The sequence below is a fragment of the Chloroflexota bacterium genome, assembly GCA_020850535.1.
Lineage (GTDB): Bacteria > Chloroflexota > UBA6077 > UBA6077 > JACCZL01 > JADZEM01.
The window spans coordinates 70,328-88,099 of record JADZEM010000116.1; the positions used below are offsets into that span (position 1 = coordinate 70,328).

Annotated in this window: 20 protein-coding genes; 13 read left to right on the forward strand and 7 right to left on the reverse strand. The window is 70.0% G+C overall.

Going from position 1 to position 17,772, the window contains the following annotated elements:
- Positions 1-52: 52 nt before the first annotated feature.
- The 11 genes from IT306_16060 to IT306_16110 all read left to right on the forward strand — a co-directional run bounded on the left by IT306_16060 (position 53) and on the right by IT306_16110 (position 9,623).
- Positions 53-235, forward strand: coding sequence for a hypothetical protein (locus tag IT306_16060; protein ID MCC7369941.1), 183 nt, complete (start codon positions 53-55; stop codon positions 233-235).
- 27 nt (positions 236-262) lie between these two features.
- A complete protein-coding gene (locus IT306_16065; GenBank protein MCC7369942.1) occupies positions 263-1,615 on the forward strand; it encodes an amidase in 1,353 nt (450 codons plus the stop codon).
- Entirely contained in the window at positions 1,612-2,463 is an 852-nt protein-coding gene (locus IT306_16070) for a class I SAM-dependent methyltransferase (protein ID MCC7369943.1), read from the forward strand. The genes IT306_16065 and IT306_16070 overlap by 4 nt, the downstream gene beginning before the upstream one ends.
- Positions 2,464-2,548: 85 nt before the next feature.
- On the forward strand, positions 2,549-2,923 hold the full coding sequence (locus IT306_16075) for an LLM class flavin-dependent oxidoreductase (protein MCC7369944.1): 375 nt from the start codon (positions 2,549-2,551) through the stop codon (positions 2,921-2,923).
- Between the two features lie 46 nt (positions 2,924-2,969).
- Positions 2,970-3,578 carry an RsmD family RNA methyltransferase gene (locus tag IT306_16080; GenBank protein ID MCC7369945.1) on the forward strand — a complete coding sequence of 203 codons (609 nt, stop codon included), beginning with the start codon at positions 2,970-2,972 and terminating at the stop codon, positions 3,576-3,578.
- 21 nt (positions 3,579-3,599) lie between these two features.
- Positions 3,600-4,124, forward strand: coding sequence for a pantetheine-phosphate adenylyltransferase (coaD, locus tag IT306_16085; GenBank protein ID MCC7369946.1), 525 nt, complete (start codon positions 3,600-3,602; stop codon positions 4,122-4,124).
- Positions 4,121-4,618 carry a hypothetical protein gene (locus IT306_16090; protein MCC7369947.1) on the forward strand — a complete coding sequence of 166 codons (498 nt, stop codon included), beginning with the start codon at positions 4,121-4,123 and terminating at the stop codon, positions 4,616-4,618. The genes coaD and IT306_16090 overlap by 4 nt, the downstream gene beginning before the upstream one ends.
- A gap of 205 nt (positions 4,619-4,823) precedes the next feature.
- Entirely contained in the window at positions 4,824-5,549 is a 726-nt protein-coding gene (locus IT306_16095; GenBank protein MCC7369948.1) for an NERD domain-containing protein, read from the forward strand.
- 59 nt (positions 5,550-5,608) lie between these two features.
- Positions 5,609-8,149, forward strand: a complete 2,541-nt coding sequence (locus tag IT306_16100; GenBank protein MCC7369949.1) for a S8 family serine peptidase — start codon at positions 5,609-5,611, stop codon at positions 8,147-8,149.
- Between the two features lie 743 nt (positions 8,150-8,892).
- Positions 8,893-9,243, forward strand: a complete 351-nt coding sequence (locus IT306_16105; GenBank protein MCC7369950.1) for a hypothetical protein — start codon at positions 8,893-8,895, stop codon at positions 9,241-9,243.
- Positions 9,244-9,341: 98 nt separating this feature from the next.
- On the forward strand, positions 9,342-9,623 hold the full coding sequence (locus IT306_16110) for a hypothetical protein (GenBank protein ID MCC7369951.1): 282 nt from the start codon (positions 9,342-9,344) through the stop codon (positions 9,621-9,623).
- Between the two features lie 37 nt (positions 9,624-9,660).
- Here the strand turns inward: IT306_16110 and IT306_16115 are convergent, their stop codons facing one another.
- The 7 genes from IT306_16115 to IT306_16145 all read right to left on the reverse strand — a co-directional run bounded on the left by IT306_16115 (position 9,661) and on the right by IT306_16145 (position 16,035).
- Positions 9,661-10,128 carry a LysM peptidoglycan-binding domain-containing protein gene (locus IT306_16115; GenBank protein MCC7369952.1) on the reverse strand — a complete coding sequence of 156 codons (468 nt, stop codon included), beginning with the start codon at positions 10,126-10,128 and terminating at the stop codon, positions 9,661-9,663.
- Between the two features lie 383 nt (positions 10,129-10,511).
- A complete protein-coding gene (locus IT306_16120) occupies positions 10,512-11,282 on the reverse strand; it encodes a glucose 1-dehydrogenase (protein MCC7369953.1) in 771 nt (256 codons plus the stop codon).
- Positions 11,283-11,359: 77 nt separating this feature from the next.
- Entirely contained in the window at positions 11,360-11,803 is a 444-nt protein-coding gene (locus IT306_16125; GenBank protein ID MCC7369954.1) for a carboxymuconolactone decarboxylase family protein, read from the reverse strand.
- Positions 11,804-11,893: 90 nt separating this feature from the next.
- Entirely contained in the window at positions 11,894-12,682 is a 789-nt protein-coding gene (locus IT306_16130) for an alpha/beta hydrolase (protein MCC7369955.1), read from the reverse strand.
- An 11-nt stretch (positions 12,683-12,693) separates the two neighbouring features.
- A complete protein-coding gene (locus IT306_16135; GenBank protein ID MCC7369956.1) occupies positions 12,694-14,151 on the reverse strand; it encodes a glycosyltransferase family 39 protein in 1,458 nt (485 codons plus the stop codon).
- Positions 14,152-14,162: 11 nt separating this feature from the next.
- Complete coding sequence (locus IT306_16140; GenBank protein ID MCC7369957.1) at positions 14,163-15,629, reverse strand: glycosyltransferase family 39 protein; 1,467 nt, start codon at positions 15,627-15,629, stop codon at positions 14,163-14,165.
- A gap of 55 nt (positions 15,630-15,684) precedes the next feature.
- Positions 15,685-16,035, reverse strand: a complete 351-nt coding sequence (locus IT306_16145) for a metal-sulfur cluster assembly factor (protein ID MCC7369958.1) — start codon at positions 16,033-16,035, stop codon at positions 15,685-15,687.
- Positions 16,036-16,214: 179 nt separating this feature from the next.
- Here IT306_16145 and IT306_16150 point away from each other — a divergent pair, with 179 nt between their 5' ends.
- Together IT306_16150 and IT306_16155 are read left to right on the forward strand one after the other, a co-directional pair.
- Complete coding sequence (locus tag IT306_16150; GenBank protein MCC7369959.1) at positions 16,215-17,435, forward strand: CoA transferase; 1,221 nt, start codon at positions 16,215-16,217, stop codon at positions 17,433-17,435.
- Positions 17,436-17,437: 2 nt separating this feature from the next.
- Complete coding sequence (locus IT306_16155; GenBank protein ID MCC7369960.1) at positions 17,438-17,686, forward strand: hypothetical protein; 249 nt, start codon at positions 17,438-17,440, stop codon at positions 17,684-17,686.
- Positions 17,687-17,772 lie beyond the last annotated feature (86 nt).

A 17,772-nucleotide genomic window follows, 5' to 3' on the forward strand; every position in this document is an offset into this window, starting at 1 on the left:
CGCCGGTCGTCTACGATCACCGCAGGGTCGGGTGCTGGAGGGAGGCTGCAACATGGCGGTGCGCCGAAATCCCGAGTTGAGCGTCGGGGAGATCGAGGCGGCGCTGCGCTCAGCCGCCTCGGCGGCCTGGGGCGACGATGCGCTCCCGGAGGTCGAGCAAGCGGTCCCATCCGCCGCGCGCGCCCTCTGGCGCATCTCGCAGGAGTCGTTCGAGCGGTCCGATATCGAGCCGTAGCACCGCGCAGAGACGGAGCCGACGCCCATGAGCGAGCCGCACAACCTGACCGTGGTGGAGGCCGCCCACCAGATCCGCACTGGCAAACGGTCGCCCATCGAGCTGACCGAGGCGCTGCTGGCACGGATCGAGCGATCCCAGCCGGCCCTGCGGACCTTCGTAACGGTCGATGCCGAGGGAGCGCGCGCGGCAGCCCGCGCGGCTGACGCAGCCGTCCGCAGCGGTCATCCGCTGGGGCCGCTCCACGGCGTGCCGTTCGCGGTGAAGGACATCTTCAACGCGGCCGGCCTGCCGACGGTCGCCGGCTATGCGCCGTTCGAGGAGAATCTCGCCCAGGACGACGCCCACGCCGTCGCGCGGCTCAAGGCAGCCGGCGCCGTGCTGCTGGGAAAGACCGTCACCACGCAGTTTGCGTCCGCCGATCCCTCGCCCACCGTCAACCCATGGCGGGCCGACCGCACACCAGGCGGCTCCAGCAGCGGCTCTGGGGCGAGCGTCGGGGCGCGGCTGGTGCCGCTGGCGCTCGGGACGCAGACCGGCGGCTCCATCCTGCGCCCGGCAGCCTACAACGGGGCGGTGGGCCTCAAGCCGACCTATGGCCGGGTGAGTCGCCACGGCATCCTGCCGCTGGCCTGGAGCCTCGACCACGCCGGTCCGATCGTGCGGACCGTCCATGACGCCGCGCTGGTGCTCGAAGCGATCGCCGGGCATGACCCGCGCGATCCGCACGCGCTGGATGCGCCGGTCGCCAACTACTCGGCCAGCCTCCGCGAGCCGATCTCGCCGCCGCGCCTCGCCCTGCTGACAGACCTCCTGGAGCGCGCCGAACCGGCCGTCGCGGCGCACGTCGAGGCGCTGGCCCGCCAGTGCGAACGGGCCGGCGCGACCGTCGAGCGGCTCGCCCTGCCGGCCGACTTCGACCTCTACCTCGCGGTGCACGGCATCACCAACCTCTCGGAGGCCGCCGAAGTCCACGCCGACGCCCTCGGCCGCGACCGCTCGGCGTATCACCCGCGCATCCGCTCGACCACGATGCTCGGACAGGTGCTGCCGGCCTGGGCCTACCTGCACGCGCAGCGGCTGCGCCGGCAGCTTGCGGCCCAGACGACGGCGTTCATGGCCCCGTATGACGCCCTGCTGCTGCCAACGGCGTCCAACCTGCCGCCCGGCCGGGACACCACCGGCGATCCCTCGTTTCAGTCGCCATGGTCGCTGCTCGGATTGCCGTCGATCAGCCTGCCGAGCGGCATCAGCGCCGATGGCCTGCCGTTCGCCGTGCAACTGGTCAGCCGGCGGCTGGAGGAGCCGACCCTCTTTCGGGCGGCGGCCTGGGTCGAGCGCGAGGTGCAGTTTCAGGCCCGGCCGCCGGAGGCCTGGTGACGGCGCAGCCCCAGGCAGACCCGGCGGCGTCGGTGAAGCGGGACATGCGTGGCGCGTACGATCTCGCCGCGCCACGCTACGAGCGCCTGATCGCGCCGACGTTCGTGCCCATCGCGCGGCGCGTGGTGTCGCTCGCCCGGCCGCTCAACGACGATATCCACCTGGATCTCGCCACCGGTACCGGCCTGGTGCCGGCCATGACGGACGACCGACGCACCATCGGCTGCATCGCGCCCTGGCGCGTGGCGATGGACCTCTCGGCCAATATGCTGCGGGCGGCGCGCCTGGCCTCGCCGCCGACCCGGCTGGTGCAAGGCGATCTGGAGCGGCTGCCGTTCGGCACTGGCGCCATCGATCTGATCACGCTGGCCTTGGCGCTCCACCACCTGCCGACGCCGCGCCGCGCCCTGGCCGAGCTTCGGCGCATCCTCAGCCCACGCGGTCGGCTGGTGCTGGCGGCCTGGGGCGACGAGCTCAGCCCCTTGTGGCGCGAGTTCGACCGCTGGTACGGGGCCCAGGGGCTCGGTCCGAGCCGCGCCGCCCCGCCGAACGATCTGCCCATCGACACGCCCGAGCGGCTGGCGGCGGCCCTCGGCGAGGTCGGCGGCTTCGGCGCGGCTGAGGTGGTCCGCGAGCGCCCGCCGATCCACTTCGCGTCGCTGGCCGAGTTCTGGGAGTGGCGCATCTCGTTCCCCGCCCCGAACCAGATGTTCGCGCCGATGCCGCCCGACCGGCGGGCGCGCTTGCGTGACGCCTGCCTCGCCGAACTCGCGCCACAGGTCACGCTCACCGCCGATGGGCTGATCGACGCATCGCAGGCCGTCCTGTTCGCCGTCGCCCGCCCGTAAAGCCGGACCGTTTTCGGGGTATCCTCTCCTGGCCGGTGCGTCTGGCTGGTGTGTAGGTCCGAGCGTCGTCGTCGGGAGGGTGCGCGTGAAGATCGGGATTCACCTCGGCAGCAATGGCCCCGCCGCGAGCGCCGAGTCCATCGGCACGCTCGCCCGCACCGCCGAAACGCTCGGCCTGGACTCGGTCTGGGTCTCCGACCACGTCGCCATTCCGACGGCGATGACGTCGATGCATCCATACGGTCCGCCCGGCTCGTCCAACCCCGAGGCGACGAAGAACTTCTGGGAGCCGTTCGCCGTCCTGGCGTTCGTGGCCGGCCTGACAACGCGCGTCGAGCTGGGCACGTCGGTGATCGTGGCGCCGCAACGCCCGCCGCTGCTGATCGCCAAGCAGTGGGCCACGCTCGACGCCATCGAGTTTGTGGCGCACGAGGTTCGGCCACACCTGGAGGCCGCATGAGTGGCGAGCCGCTGCGCAGAGAGACGCCATGCGTGTGATCGCCGGGATGGCGCGCGGCCGGCCGCTGAGCGCGCCGGACCGCGCGCCCACCCGTCCCACCGGCGACAAGGCTAAGGGGGCGATCTTCTCGATGCTCGAGGCCGAGGCCTTGCGGCGCGGCGTCGAGCCGGCCTCGGACGACGACGGGGATGGCCGCTTCGCAGCGGCCGTCGCGTGGCCGCGCGTGCTGGAGCTGTACGCCGGCAGCGGCGCGCTGGCCATCGAGGCGCTGAGCCGTGGCGCGACGCACGCGGACCTTGTCGATTCGAGCGGAGACGCCCGCCGAGCCATCGCGGCCAACCTGGCGAAGACCGGCCTCGCCGGCCGTGCGCGCGTCCATGCGCTTTCGAGTGAGCGGGCCGTATCGACATTCCGTGAACCCTATGATTTAATACTGCTCGATCCGCCGTACGACGCCGAAGGCGTAGAATCTCTGCTTGGTCAACTGGTGACGGGGGGTCTGCTCGCGGAACACGGGGTGCTCATCTGGGAGCATGGCAGCACGACCGAGCCCCCAGACCGAATTGGCGAAGGCAGCAACGGTCAGTGCCTGCAGCTCCAGCGGTCCCGTCGGCACGGCGCGGCAGCGGTGAGCCTGTACACCCTGGAAGCCTGAGCCTGACTCACGGAGGACACACTGAGTACCCCGAGCACGCCGCCTGCGAAGCGGCTCGCAATCTACCCGGGCACGTTTGACCCGGTCCACAACGGTCACGTCGACATCGCGCGGCGGGCGGCGCTGCTGTTCGACGAGTTGATCGTTGCCGTCTATGACCGGCCAGCCAAGTCGCTGCTGTTCAGCCCGGAGGAGCGGATCAAGTTGGCGCGGCAGAGCATCGGCGACGGCAGCCCGCACGGGCGGATCATCGTCGAGGGCTACTCCGGGCTGACGGTGAAGTACGCGCGCAAGCGGGGCGCTTGCGCCATCGTGCGCGGCCTGCGTGCCGTCAGCGACTTCGACTACGAGTACCAGATGACGATTATGAACCGTCACCTGGAGTCGGACATCGAGACGCTGTTCCTGATGACCTCGCTGCGGTTCGCGTACCTCAGCTCCAGCCGCCTCAAGGAAGTGGCGAGCGGCGGCGCGGAGATCGACGATCTGGTCCCATCGTCGGTGGCAGCCGCGCTGCGCGAGCGCTACGAGCGAGCGCACTCATGACCGGCGAGCCGATGTCCGACGCTGAAGCCGGAGCCGTCGACTTCATGTACCTGCTCGACCGGCTCGAAGAGACGCTGGTGACCGGCTCGCGCGTGCCACTGATGGCGCGCACCCTGGTAGACGAGCAGGAGTGCCTGGACATCCTGGATCAGCTTCGCGTCGCCATGCCGAACGAGATCAAGGAGGCCCGGCGGATCATCGCCGAGCGCGACCACCTCCTGGCCCAGGCCCGCGAGGAGACGGAGCGGATCATCCGTGGCGCTGAGAACCGCGCGAACCGCATGATCGACGAGCACGCGGTGGTGCGCGGCGCGCAGAACCGCGCCAACCAGATCGAGGAGCAGGCTGAGCGCGAATCACAGCAGGTGCGCGAGGAGGCCGAGCAGTACGCCGAGACCGTGCTGTCCCGGGTTCAGGAGCGGCTGGAACAGGCGTTGACGAACGTTCGCACCGGTCTGCGCGAGCTTGAGGCCGGCGACCGCGCACCGCGATAGCGCGTCAGCCGGCCCGGCGAGCGCAGTTTCGCCATATGTCAGCCACGACCGCCGGGTTTTCCCTCAGGGCACGTATATAATTGCCGCCACTTGAGCCCCCGGGCAGCATGTTCGTCCGACTCCCGCGCGACGACTCGGCACGGCCACCTCGCGCCCCTCGGACGCTCGGCGACCTCGGCTCCAACGTTCTGAACGGACGGGCCAGATGCACGTCGTCGTCAATCAGAAGCTGATCACCACCCGTGTCAGGTTCGCCAGCGCGGCGCATCTCGGCGCACTCGCCGTGTTCGCCGTGGGGCTCTACATCTCCTGGTCGAACCCCGAGCCGTCGCTCGAACAGATGGGCATGGCCTACGGGGCCATCATCATCGGCCTGATCCTCTACAACGTCGGGCAGGTCTTCCTGCGGCGGTTCGGGCCGCGCAACCGGCAGGATGCCGTCCTGGTCAAGACGCTCAAGAGCCTGGACCGACGGTTCCACTTCGTCGCCTTCGCCTCCACGAAGCTGCCCGACTATCTGCTCGTCGGGCCAGCCGGCATCCAGGTGATCGTGACGCGGACGCACGACGGCAGCATCTCCTGCCGCTCGAACACCTGGAGTCGCGACGCGGGGTCGGGGTTCAAGCGGCTCAGCGGCCTGTTCGGCGGGCAGCCGTTCGGCGATCCGGGCGAGGATGCCGCGAAGGCCATCGCCAGCGTCCGCAAGAAGCTGGCTGAGGGTGGCATCCCCGAGACAAGCCAGCCGCCCGTCGACGCGGTCATCGCGTTCACCAACCCGGCCGCCAAACTACGGATCGACGGCAGCACCTACCCCGTCACCAACCTCAAGGGCCTGCGCGGAACGATTCGCGGCGGGGGCGGCAAGGCATCGCGCGACCGTGCGCTTGACGAGCGGGCGGCCGAGCGGGTGGTGCAGGCGCTCACGGGATGAACACCAGCGCTGCTCGCAGCCGTGGCGTCGGTGGCGGGTGGAGGCGGCTGATCGCAGCCATGCTCACCCTTGCGCTGATCGCTGGCTGCATTCCGAGCAGCGATCCAGCGGCGGAAGCGCCAGCCGGTCAGACCGCCGAGCAGGCCGACGCGGGCCTCGTTCCGGGGCACGTGGTCGTCATCGTCGGGGCCGATGCATCGCTGCCGGCGGTCCTGGACGACGCGATCGGCGGAAGCATTCGCCTCCTCGACACGCTCCCCGAGCTGCGGGCTGCCGTCCTTGGCGTGCCGCTCGGGCGGGAGGCGGCGGCCATCGCACAGCTCCAGCACGATCCACGGATCGTGAGCGCCCAGCGGAGCGCCGTCCTCAGCACGCTGACGGTCCCCGATGACCCGATCTACAAGGAGTTTCAGTGGGGCGTCCGCAAGATCGGCATGGAGACCGTCTGGGATGTCACCACCGGCAGCCCTGATGTGATCGTGGCGGTGCTCGACACTGGCGTGGACGAGGCCCACCCCGACCTTGAGCCGAACGTCATCGACGGCTACGACTTCGTGAACGACGACCCGGACGCCTGGGACGACTCGTCGCACGGGACGCATGTGGCGGGCGTCATCGCCGCCGTCGGCGACAACGACGAGGGGACGGCCGGCATGACGTGGCGCTCCAAGATCATGCCGATCAAGGTGCTGGACGCGAAAGGCCTGGGACCGGACGCTGCCGTCTCTAAGGGCATCATCTACGCCGTCGAGAACAAGGCGCGGATCATCAACCTCTCGTCCGGGACGCCGTATCAGTCGAAACTGCTGGACGACGCCGTCAAGTTTGCTGAGCGCCGTGGCGTGCTGGTCGTCGCGGCGGCCGGCAACACCGGCGACAAGGGCAACGAGGTCATCTACCCGGCCGCGTACGCGAATGTACTGGCCGTGGGAGCCACCGACGAGAAGGACCAGGCGCCGCCATTCTCCCAGCGGCAGCCGTATGTGGCCATCGCGGCCCCCGGCGTCGATATCCCTGGGCCAGCGTGGCGCGACGCCGGCAACGGCCCCTACATCCTGCACACCGGCACCTCGGCGGCGGCCCCACACGTCTCCGGCCTCGCAGCCCTGCTGCTCTCGATCCAGCCGACGCTCTCGCCCCAGCAGATCCGAGACATCATCATCGGCACGGCGGATCAGGTGAACCCACGCTCGCGAGATGCTTTCCTGGGCGCGGGACGCATCAACGCCCTGAAGGCGGTCAACTCGCTGCGCCCGATTCCCGTGCCGACGCGCCCGGTCATCCGCCCGACGGCCACGCCCGAGCGGCTGCCAGGGACGCCAGCCGTGCCGCAGGCGCCACGTATCGTCCTGCCGTCGATCAAGCCGCTGCCACAGCCTGGCCCGCTTCCGGAGGAGCCGATCTCCTGGTTCTTCGCCGAGGGCAACACCACGGCCGGCTTCGAGACCTGGCTGACCATTCAGAACCCGATGCCCGCGCCGGCCTCGGCGCGCGTGACGTTCATGACCCAGGATGGACCGGTCGCACGGCAGACCGTCGTGGTGCCGCCCAGCTCCCGCAAGAGCCTGCACGTCAACGAGATCGTGCCGGGCGCGCTGGTGGCGACGCGGGTCGACTCCAACACGCCTGTCTTCGCCGAGCGCACGGTGTACTTCGGGCACGACGCCATCGGCGGCATCGGCACGCGGTCCGGCGCGCGCTCGTGGTACCTCGCCGAAGGCTCGACGCAGCCGCCGTTTGACACCTGGATTCTCCTGCTGAACCCGAACGACGAGGAGACCGTCGCCCACCTGACGTTCATGCTGGAGAACGGCGGGACCATCGAGGCCACCCAGCCGCTGCCGCCGCAATCTCGCGTCAGCTTCGACTCGAACGATGTCATCGAGTCGGCCGGGTTCGCCACCGAAGTCCGCGCCGATCTACCCATCGTGGTCGAGCGGTCGATGTACTTCGGGTCCGGCGGCGGCCACGGGACCATCGGCGTCAAGACGCCCGGCAAGACCTGGTTCCTGGCCGAGGGCGACAGCCGCCCGGGCGTGGACACCTGGATCCTGCTCCAGAACCCGAGCGCCACCGACGTCGCCAACGTCTCCGTCACGTTCATCAAGGACGACGGCACGACCGAGGTCGCCTACTACGCGCTCGATCCACGCACGCGCTTGAGCCTGTTCGCCGATACCGTGGTGCCGAACACGACGTTCGGGGCGCGCATCGACGCCGACCAGCAGATCATCGTCGAGCGGTCGATCTACCTCGCCAACGGGGCGGGCGGGCATGCATCAGCCGCCGTGCAGATCCCCGAGACGGAGTGGTTTCTGCCGGAGGGGAGCACTCGCGCCCCCTACCGTGAGATCATCGCCATCCTGAACCCCAGCCCCGAGCAGACGCAGGTGGACTTGACGTTCACCCAGCCGGACGGGCAGCCGCCCGTCACCCAGAGCTTCGTCATGGAGCCGACGAGCCGCCTGTCCGTCGAGGCCAACAAGTACGTGCCGGACGCCGACATCTCGACCCGGGTGATCGCAGACCACCCGGTCGTGGTGGAGCGGTCGATGTACTGGGAGCGCGGGGCGACCAGCTCGCCCGGCCTGACCCGATAGTGGCCTGTCAGTCGTGAACGACCGGGACGGGTCACTCGACGCTTCCCCCGTCATCCCGAGCGGAGTGAGCGTGCGAACGCAGTCGAGGGATCTTCCTCGTCAGTCGTCCCTCACCTGGGGAAGATCCCTCCGCTCCGCTCGTTCCTCGCCGCGGTCGGGATGACAGACGGGAGGGCGTTTCTCGCTGCTGTCAGGTTGACGATGGGCACCGAGCGACCCTGCGATTCACGTCTGCCGAGCCACTTGTCCGGCGCCGGACAGTTGCTACGAGAAACTGGCACGGACGTTGCCACCCCTCTTCTGCCAACGTCCGTGCGCGAAGCGCTGCTGCACCGTCGCCGGTCTCCAAGGCGGCGCTCTCGCCGGGCCATCCTCCGTAGAGGGACACGACGATGGCTCATCACTTCAACGTGCGCTGCATGCTGTGTGGCCGAAACGCCGGACTCGTTCGCGCGGGCGTCTTCCATCGACTGCCGGACACTCCACCCCTGACCGCTCGTGGCAGCCGCTCGACGTGCGGCTACTGTCGCGGGAGCCTCTACCTCGAACCGGACAACGGCCCCGTGTCACTGGTGGCCTCAACAGCCGAGCCGCAACAGGCTCAGCCTCGACGGTCAGGCCGAGCGGCGGTCGCGCAGCAGACGGTGCGCCGCCGCTCGGCCTGAGGGGAGAGGGCGGCCCGGCCGGCGAGGGCGGACCGGCCTTCTGGCGCGGGCCGCCCTTGCCTCGCGTATCCTTGTACCGTGACCCACCGAGACGAGCTGGAAGTCCAGGCCCGCGAGCAGGCCGATGTGCTGCTGGAGTACCTCGTCCAGCGGTCGGAACAGGTCGAGTATCGCCAGGGCACCTACCTGTTGGCCGCGCTGGCCGCCGAGCTTGGCGGCATCGTGCAGCGGCGCTGCTGGGAGTTGGCGAAGGAGGGCGATCCGTCCTGGGAGATGGCGGCCGGCGAGGCCGAGACGCTGATCAACGCCGCCTGGCGCTGTATGGCCTCGGTGGATGGCCTGATCGAGCAGGACGCCCGCCGCATCCGCGAGCAGGAGGCCCGGCTCGAACGGGAGCGCCAGCAGCGCGGCGACGAGCCCCCGCACTGACCGGCCACACGCCGCCGCCCCGCGAACCTGTCCAGAAGTGATGCCGGACCGGCCCGCCGGCCCATCCCTCTGCCCTCCATGAGGTCGTTTTTCCTCATGTGAGCAGCAACAATCTCGCATCACCCTCCGAATCTACTCCCGACTTCTCGGTGCAGATTTCGCTCGGGCCGATCATTGCCGAAGGGCGCGTCCTGGACGCCGTCGCCGGCCGTGACCTGTGCGGAACCCTGGACGATATCGCGGACGCGCTCGGGATCAGCTACGGCGATCTCCGAACCGCGCTCGACGAGCTGGTCAGCATCGGCTGGGTCTCGCTGGACCTGCGCCGCGACGGCCTGATCGTCCTGAGCCTCCCAGAAGACGCCCGCGCCGCTAGCTGACCGACCGTCCCGGCAGGCTCCACGGGGGAGCCTGAATCTACCGGGGGATCGGGCTGCCTGGCGCCGCGTCCGGGATGACCAGGCGCTCGCCGATCCGAAGAATTCGGTTCCGATCCGTGAAGCCGTTCGCCTGCATGATCGCGTCGATGGTGACGCCGTAGCGCTGCGCGATCCGGTTCAGCGTATCGCCACCCTCCACGACGTGCACCCGCTGCTGCGGCGGCGATGCCACGCTCGACGCGGGCGATGGGGACGGCGACGGAACCAGGAACGGCGGCGGACTGGAGATCGGGTTCGGGCTGGCGATGGCCGTCGTGCCGGCGGCGACCGGCGTTGGCGTGCCGCTGGCCGTGGACGACCCGGACGAGTCGAACACCCAGCGCAGCGTGAAGAACAGCACCACCACGCCGACCAGCAGGACGCCAGCCAGAATCCAGGTGTAGGCGCTCATGGCGGCACGGTCGTTGCGGCCACGGCCAGCCCGCGCCGGCCGGGAACCGCCCATCGGGCGTGCCGCTCCCACGGGCACAGCCTGCGCGCGAAGTCCAGGACGACGGCCAATAGCAGGACGCCGCGCTGGCTGGCGAGTCTGGCCCCTGGCGCCTCCCATCAGGCGCGCGCGGACCTTCTCGATCCACTCGCGAGCTTGATCGACGAGGTCTCCGCCGGTCGAACTCATTGGCGGCACGCGCTCCTCCCCGGCTGTGGAACCGTCGAACCCGGCCGCTGGGCGACCTGGAGCGTGGCGCATTATACGTCAACTGCGATCAGCCGTCCTGGACCGCACCGGGGAAATCGGTCATCCGGCCGACCCAGCGAGGCAAAATCGCGTCAGGGGCGACGCCTTCGCTGGCATCCACGGCCCCCGACGCGGCACAGCTGTGCGCGCTACGGCATCGAGATCGAGTAGCCACCGTCGACCGGAATGGCCGTGCCGGTGACGTAGTCGCTGGCCGGAGCGGCCAGGAAGCAGGCCAGACCCGCCAGGTCATACGGTGTGCCCCAGCGGCCGGCGGGAGTCCGCATGTTGACGCGCGCCTCCAGGTCAGTGCGGTACTTGCGCGCGCTCTGCGTCAGCTCGGTGTCGATCCAGCCGGGCAGGATACAGTTCACCTGGATGTTCTGCTCGGCCCAGGCCACCGCGATGGACCGGCTCCACTGGACCACCGCTCCCTTGGAGGCGGCGTAGATCGGGCCGTACGGGTGCCCGAGGAAGCTGGCCATCGACCCGATGTTGATGATTTTGCCACCCCCGGCGTCGCGCATCGGGAAGTAGGCCGCCTGGCAGCAGAGGAAGATCGACGTCATGTTGGTGTTCATCAACTGGTGGTACTCGTCGAGCGTGTACTCCTCGGGCCGCCGCCGGATCCCGATGCCGGCGTTGTTCACCATGATGTGCAGGCCGCCCAGCTGATCCACCGTCCGGCTCACCAGCGCCGTCACCTGCTCGGGGACCGTCACATCGCACTCGATGGCGATGGCGGCGCCGGCCCGCGTCCGGTTCAACTGCTCGGCGGCCGCTGCCGACTTCTCGGCGTTGCGCCCGGAGACGACAACCGACGCGCCACACTCGACCAGCCCCTGCGCGATGCCGAGGCCAATGCCGCCGTTGCCGCCGGTGACGATGGCCACGCGGCCCGACAGATCGAACAACTTCATGCAACAACTCCTGTGCGCCGGGGACACAGCCAGCCGGCCGCCCCGACGCGATGGTGCGGTGTGGGCGTCGCCGGCCGCTACTCGGCAGGCTCGTCCGGCAGCTTCAGCTCGCCGCGCGCTTCGAGAACGTCGGCCAGCAGGCCGGCGCCCGTCATAGTGACGGGGAAGCCAGCGTAGACGCCGCAGTGGATCAGCAGCTCGACCAGCTCATCCTTGCTGATGCCGACGTTCAGCGCCGCGTGGAGGTGGGTTGTCGCCTCGCGATCCCGCCCGAGCGCCAGCAGCACGCCGCAGGTGATCAGCTCGCGGTCCCGCTCGCTGAGTCCCGGCCGGTCGAGAATAGTGCCCCAGGCGAACTCGATCAGAACCTTTTCGAGATCCGGGTGGACAGCTTGCAGCATCCGACGGCGGCGGGTGCCGGCCCCGCCCACGATGCGGTTCCGGCGAGCCAGCCCTCGACGATACGCCTCGGAGTGGCCGTCATCGGCCGGCAGAGCCTGCTGATCGTTCTCGTCGCTCACGTGCGCCCCCTTGACCAGCACGAGGATCGCAAAGTGAGGCCGCGGGCGGCAACCAGGGGCGAACGCGCAGCCTGGGCGTTCAGGACTCCGTCACGCCCGCACGAACTCCGCTACGGCCTTCGCGAACTCGCGGGGCCGAGAGGCGTGGACCGCGTGGCGCGCCCCCGGAATCGTCAGCAGCGTGCCGTGCGGGAGCGCATCCACGGCGCGCTGCGCGGCGTCGGCGCTCATGGCTGCGTCGAGGGCCGGATCGGCGGCGATCAGCAAGGTCTCGGCCTGGACGTTCCGCAGCATCCCGACAACTGACGGGTAGCCTGCCTCGGCGCGCAGCGCTGCCTGAAACGCACCATCGGCGGCCGACCGGTACAGGTCGGCCAGGGCTTTCGCGTACAGATCGCCGATGCCCGGCTCGCGGCGCAGCAGCTCGTCCTCCAGCGCCCCCGGGCGGCCGTGACGCAGCCGCTCGACCACCTCGATATGCTCGCGGGAGCGGGTCGGGTCGAATGGAGGATCCACCAGGATCAGCTTGCCGAGCAGCTCCGGGCGCTCGGCGGCCAGTTGCGCGGCGACGACCGCCCCCAGTGAGTGCCCGATGACGGCCAGCGGGCGCGACGGCTCGTGTGCCAGCAGCGCGGAGATGTCGCCGACGTAGTCACGAGGGAGGTAGCCGGCCGAGGGCTTGTCGCTCTCGCCGTGACCGCGCAGGTCGGGTGCCACCAGCCGCCCCAGCTCCCCGATCAGCCGTCCGATACCCTGCCAGACCGCCCCTGAGACGCCTAACCCGTGCAGCAGCACGATCGGAGCGGCGTCCGCGCCGAGCGTGCGGATCATCAGGGTGACCCCACCCACATCTTCGCGGCGGCGCGTCCACGATGCCATAGGAGATGATTCTAGCGCGCCGGTTCGGCCGGAGCGTGGCCCGGCTCGGCGGCGGGTCGATGGGTGGCGCTCGGTCTCGTCGCCGGCTCGGACGAGCGCGCCGCCGGGCGCAGCCGCGCCAGGGCGAGCGTTCCGAGGCTCACCAGGCCGGACACACTCACCAGTGCGATCAGCGGATCCTGCGGAAAGCGGTAGCGCAGCTCGCCGCCGACCAGCGTGGCCGAGCCGCCGATCAGCGCCAGCGTGGCCAGCGCCGGCAGCAGCAGCCAGCGCTGCCCCGGCACGGCGGCGGCGACCACCACCCCGACCAGAAAGAGCAGCGGGACAGCCGCGCCCCAGCGTGACGGGTCGTAGACCGACAGGATCGCCTGGGCACGGTTCGCGTCGAGCTTGTAGATCGGGGCGCGCAGGGCCGCTCGCGCCCGCCGCTCGAAGTCGGCATCGGCGACAGGCACCCCCTCGCGTCGAATGTTGATCGGCTCGCCCACCATGATCTCGACGAACGCCTCAACGGAGCTGGTCGCGAAGTAGACCGGCCGGTTGCGGATCGCCTCGATGGCGAAGCTCTGCATCAGCGGGTACGCTTCGGCGTCGGTCAGGCCGAGGTCGTCGCGGAAGCGCTGGGCCACCGAGCCCGGTCGGCGCTTGGCGGCCTCCTCCTGCACGATGTTGCGCGCGGCGGTCGTCCGCTCGTCCTCGACCACGCCGGCCGGCCTCTCGAAGGTGAAGCCGCCGGGGTCCATCTTCAGGGTGCGGGCCAGCAAGAACCGCCCGCCCCCGGCGATGACGAACTGGCCCTGCGTCGCCTTGTTATAGGCCATCCACGGCACGACCGCGACGAGCGCCAGGGCGGCGAACAGGCCAGCGGCGGCGGCCCGCCTGCGCCAGCCGCCGGGCAGCAGGAGCAGCATGCCGAGCGCCAGCGGCGCCAGGATCTGGCCGGACGGCCGACAGAGCACCAGCAGGCCGAACAGCAGCCCTGACGCCGCCGCCCAGCGCAGGCTCGCGCGCTTCACCAGGAGCAGCAAGCTGCACAGCAGCGCCAGCAGCAAGATGCCGAACGGGATCTCCGTCATGACGTAGTGCTCGTAGAGCAGCAACGGGCCGGAGATCGCCACCAGCGTCGCCGCGAGCAGGCTCGCCAGCCGGCCGGTCGTGAGACGGCCCAGCGCGTAGGTCAACAGCACCAGCAGCGGCCCGAAGATGACGTGCTGGACCGTCACGATCTTCTGAAGATCCTCGCCCACGAACGAGATCACGCCGGCCAGGAACAGCGGGTAGGTCGGCGTGCGCCGCAGGCCGAGTTCGAAGCCGTCGCCGTAGACGAGGTTCCTCGCCGGCACGTAGTAGCCGGCGCTGTCGGGGTTCAACATCGGGGGTACGACCCCGTAGAAGGCCAGCCGCGCGCCGATGCACAGCGCCAGCAGCAGTCCCAGCGCGAGGATGTCCAGGCGAGACCCAGCCGCCAACGCCGCCAGCCTCACGTGCCCGATCCGCTCGCCTGGGCGACGGCCGGCGACGTCGGGGTCGTGGGTCGGTGAACACGCGTGGCGAGCGCTCCCACCAGGGACGTCAGCCCGCCGGCCGCCAGCACGTTGATGAGCGGGTCCAGCGGGAAGCGGTACCGCCATTCGATGCCGATCAGCGCCGCGCCGGCCAGCAGCAGCCCGTAGACCAGGACGCCGACCATCACGGCATCCCATCGACGCTGGCGGGCGGCCAGCACGATGCCGAGCAGGCTCAGCAGGGCCAGGGCCGGCGCGAAGGGGGCCGGATCGTAGAGTGTGGCCAGCCGCTCGGCGGTGGTGAAGCTGCGCGCCTCGACGGGGGTCGGCTCTGGCAGGAGATGCTGGACGCGCTCCTCCCAGGCGATGTTCCGCCAGGGGAGCCAGTCCTGCCGCAGGCGGACCGGCCGACCCACGAAGGTCTGCACGAACATATCCGCCGTGCCCAGCAGGTAGTAGCCCGGCTGCTTCAGGATCGCTTGCAGCGCGAACGTCCGCATGAAGCGCTCGGCCTCGATCTCGGTGATGCCAAGCTCGACGCGCAGGCGCTTCGCCAACTCGAACGCCGAGCCGTCCTCAGCCTCGTCACGGTAGATGCTGCGCGCCCGCGAGGTCAGCCGATCAGGGTCACCGCCGGGCGGCGCTTTGAAGTCGAACTTCTGCTCGTAGCGGATCGTTCGGACGGCCAATCCTTCGCCCGAGCCGCCGGCGATGGCGAACGTCCCCTGCACGGCCTGGTTGCGGAGCATCCAGGGCAGCGCCACCAGCACGAACACGGCGGCCAGCAGGCCAGCGCCGAGCAGGGCCGGCCGCCAGCGCGGCAGGAGCAGCGGCAAGGCCGCCAACAGCAACGCCAGAACCACCTGCGCGATGGGGCGCGTCAGCGCGGCCAGCGACAGCAGCACGCCCGCGAGCGCCAGCAGCCAGAGCCTCGTCGTCAGGCGTTCGACGCGGAGAGCGCCCAGGTAGGTCAGCAGGCTCCCCGCCAGCAGGAGGCCGAACAGGGTCTCGCTCATCAGGTAGTGCTCGGTGACGATCAGCGGGCCGCTGAGGGCGGTCAGCAATGCCGCCAGCAGGCCAGCACTGGCGCCGAACAGCAGCCGGCCGATGCCGAACGTCAGCAGCACCGTGCCGACGCCCATCAGGTGCTGCACGAGCATCAGCACCCGCAGCTCCTCGCCGAACGCGGCGATCACCCCGCCGATGAACAGCGAGTAGAGCGGCGGACGCTTGAGGATCGGCGCGAACGTGCCGCCATGCACGAGGTCGAAGCCCGGCAGCAGATAGCTGAGACTGTCGTTGGTGACAAACGGCGGCGCGCGAAACGAGAACGCCACTCGCAGGCCCAACGCCAGCAGCACGATGGCCGCGAGCAGCAGCCAGACGACCCGTCCCTCAGGCAGGCCCGCCCAGGGCCGGCCAGAACCGGCCGGCCTGGACATCCCTACGGGTTCGGTCTGCCGCGCAGGCGAGAAGCCGACAGGCACCGGGCGTCGGCTACCAGATGCCCAGCTCGACCTTCGCTTCCTCACTCGCCATCGTGCGCGGATCCCAGCGCGGCGTCCAGACGAGATTCATGTTCACGTCCTTGATGGCCGGGAACGTCGTGGTCAAGACAGCGTGCGCCTGGGTCTGGATCATCGGGCCGAGCGGGCAGGCCGGGGTGGTGAGCGTCATATCGACGATCACCTTCTTCTCGTCCTCAACCGTGTTGACGCCGTACACCAGCCCCAAATCGACGATGCTGATGCCCAGTTCGGGGTCGTACACGGCGCGCAACGCCTGCATGATCTCGTGCTCGGACGGCAGCGCGGCAGCCTGCGCGGTGCTCTCTTGCTCAGTAGACATTCAGTTCCTCCACGCACCACTCGGCGGCGGTGGTCTCGCACCGGGATTGTACCAGGGTCTCGGGAGCCGTCCCCCGATTGCCGGGCGAGCCTGCCTCGCTGATCCGGCCAGCCGCCGCTCGCGCGGCCTACAATCCGTACCGCTCTGTCCGTTCACCCTGGCGAAAGGACCGCCCGACGATGCCAGCCGACGCCCCGTTGTCCGCCGCTGACGCCCCCCACGCCCTCGAGGGGCTGCATGTCCTCGACCTGTCGACGTTCATCGCCGGTCCGTTCTGCGGCGGCCTCCTGGCCGAGTACGGCGCGGACGTGATCAAGGTCGAGCAGCCGGGCAGCGGCGACTCGCTGCGCGAGCTGGGCCATAAGGCGAAGGGGCGCGGGCTGTTCTGGGCGCTCGAAGCGCGCGGGCGTCGCTCGATCACGTTGAACCTGCGCGAGCCGCGCGGCCAGGAGCTGGCCCTCAAGCTGATCGCTCAGAGCGACATCGTGATCGAGAACTTCCGTCCGGGCACCCTCGAACGGTGGAATCTGGGCTTCGAGCGGATGCAGTCGGCCAACCCGGGCGTGATCCTGGTGCGGGTCTCCGCCTACGGCCAGACGGGGCCGTATGCCAGCCGTCCGGGCTTCGGACGGATCGCGCAGGCGTTCGGCGGCCTCACCTACCTGGCAGGGCATCCGGACCGGCCGCCAGTCAACCCTGGATCGGCCACGCTCGCGGACTACGCGGCGGGTCTGTTCTCCACGACGGCAGCCCTGGCCGCGCTCGACCACCGACGGCGCACGGGCCAGGGTCAGCAGATCGACGTCTCGCTGTATGAGTCGATCTTCCGCCTGTGCGACGTGCTGGCCTTGGAGTACGACGCCCTCGGAACGGTCCGTGAGCGCAAGGGCTCGGACGCCCACGCTGCGCCGCATAACCACTACCCGACCGGCGACGACAAGTGGATCGCCATCGCCTGCACCAACGACCGGCTGTTCCGCCGCCTGAACGGGGTCATGGGTGAGCACGGCTGGGGCGACGACCCGTCTCTTGCGACGATGGGCCTGCGCGCGGCCCGCCGTGCGGAGCTTGACGAGCGGGTCTCGGCCTGGACGCGCCGCTACACCCTGGCAGAGCTGCGCGACCTGCTGGACGCCGCTGAGGTGCCGAACGCCCCGATCTCCAGCATCGCGGACATCGTGGCCGAGCCGCACGTCCAGGCACGCGGCACGCTCACCACGATTGACGATCCCGAGATCGGGCCGGTGCTGATGCCGGCCCCGGTCCCGCGCCTCTCGTTGACGCCGGCGCGGGTGCCGCGCCCGGCCCCGCTGCTCGGGGAGCACAACGGGGAGGTGTACGGATCGCTCGGCCTGTCGCCTGACGAGATCGAGTCGCTGCGGCGCGAGGGGATCATCTGATCGTGGACGAGCACGAGCGGATGGTCTTCTTCGAGGTCTGGGACACCGAAGTCCACCTGATGATCGACGACTTCGACGCGCTGGAGATGGCGCTCGAAGCGGCGCGCGAGATGGTCGCCATCGACCCGCACAAGTACCCGGCCTACCTGGCCATCGCCCAGGTCAACGAGGACGAGACGACGACCTGGCTGGCCAAGGGCGACAGCCTGGCGGCGCTCCTCGAAGTCCAGCGTCCCACGTCATCCGAATAGGCACGCATGCGTCTGCCCCACGCCTACAGCGGTTCTCTCGGGCCTCGATCCCGACAGTCGTCGCCCTAACCAGGAGGGGCTGACAG

Excerpts from the sequence above, each read along its gene's own strand:
- IT306_16060 (MCC7369941.1), top strand. The coding sequence starts at position 53 with ATGGCGGTGCGCCGAAATCCCGAGTTGAGCGTCGGGGAGATCGAGGCG.
- IT306_16065 (MCC7369942.1), top strand. The coding sequence starts at position 263 with ATGAGCGAGCCGCACAACCTGACCGTGGTGGAGGCCGCCCACCAGATC.
- IT306_16080 (MCC7369945.1), top strand. The coding sequence starts at position 2,970 with ATGGCGCGCGGCCGGCCGCTGAGCGCGCCGGACCGCGCGCCCACCCGT.
- IT306_16090 (MCC7369947.1), top strand. The coding sequence starts at position 4,121 with ATGACCGGCGAGCCGATGTCCGACGCTGAAGCCGGAGCCGTCGACTTC.
- IT306_16095 (MCC7369948.1), top strand. The coding sequence starts at position 4,824 with ATGCACGTCGTCGTCAATCAGAAGCTGATCACCACCCGTGTCAGGTTC.
- IT306_16100 (MCC7369949.1), top strand. The coding sequence starts at position 5,609 with ATGCTCACCCTTGCGCTGATCGCTGGCTGCATTCCGAGCAGCGATCCA.
- IT306_16115 (MCC7369952.1), bottom strand. The coding sequence starts at position 10,128 with ATGGGCGGTTCCCGGCCGGCGCGGGCTGGCCGTGGCCGCAACGACCGT.
- IT306_16120 (MCC7369953.1), bottom strand. The coding sequence starts at position 11,282 with ATGAAGTTGTTCGATCTGTCGGGCCGCGTGGCCATCGTCACCGGCGGC.
- IT306_16130 (MCC7369955.1), bottom strand. The coding sequence starts at position 12,682 with ATGGCATCGTGGACGCGCCGCCGCGAAGATGTGGGTGGGGTCACCCTG.
- IT306_16140 (MCC7369957.1), bottom strand. The coding sequence starts at position 15,629 with ATGTCCAGGCCGGCCGGTTCTGGCCGGCCCTGGGCGGGCCTGCCTGAG.
- IT306_16145 (MCC7369958.1), bottom strand. The coding sequence starts at position 16,035 with ATGTCTACTGAGCAAGAGAGCACCGCGCAGGCTGCCGCGCTGCCGTCC.
- IT306_16150 (MCC7369959.1), top strand. The coding sequence starts at position 16,215 with ATGCCAGCCGACGCCCCGTTGTCCGCCGCTGACGCCCCCCACGCCCTC.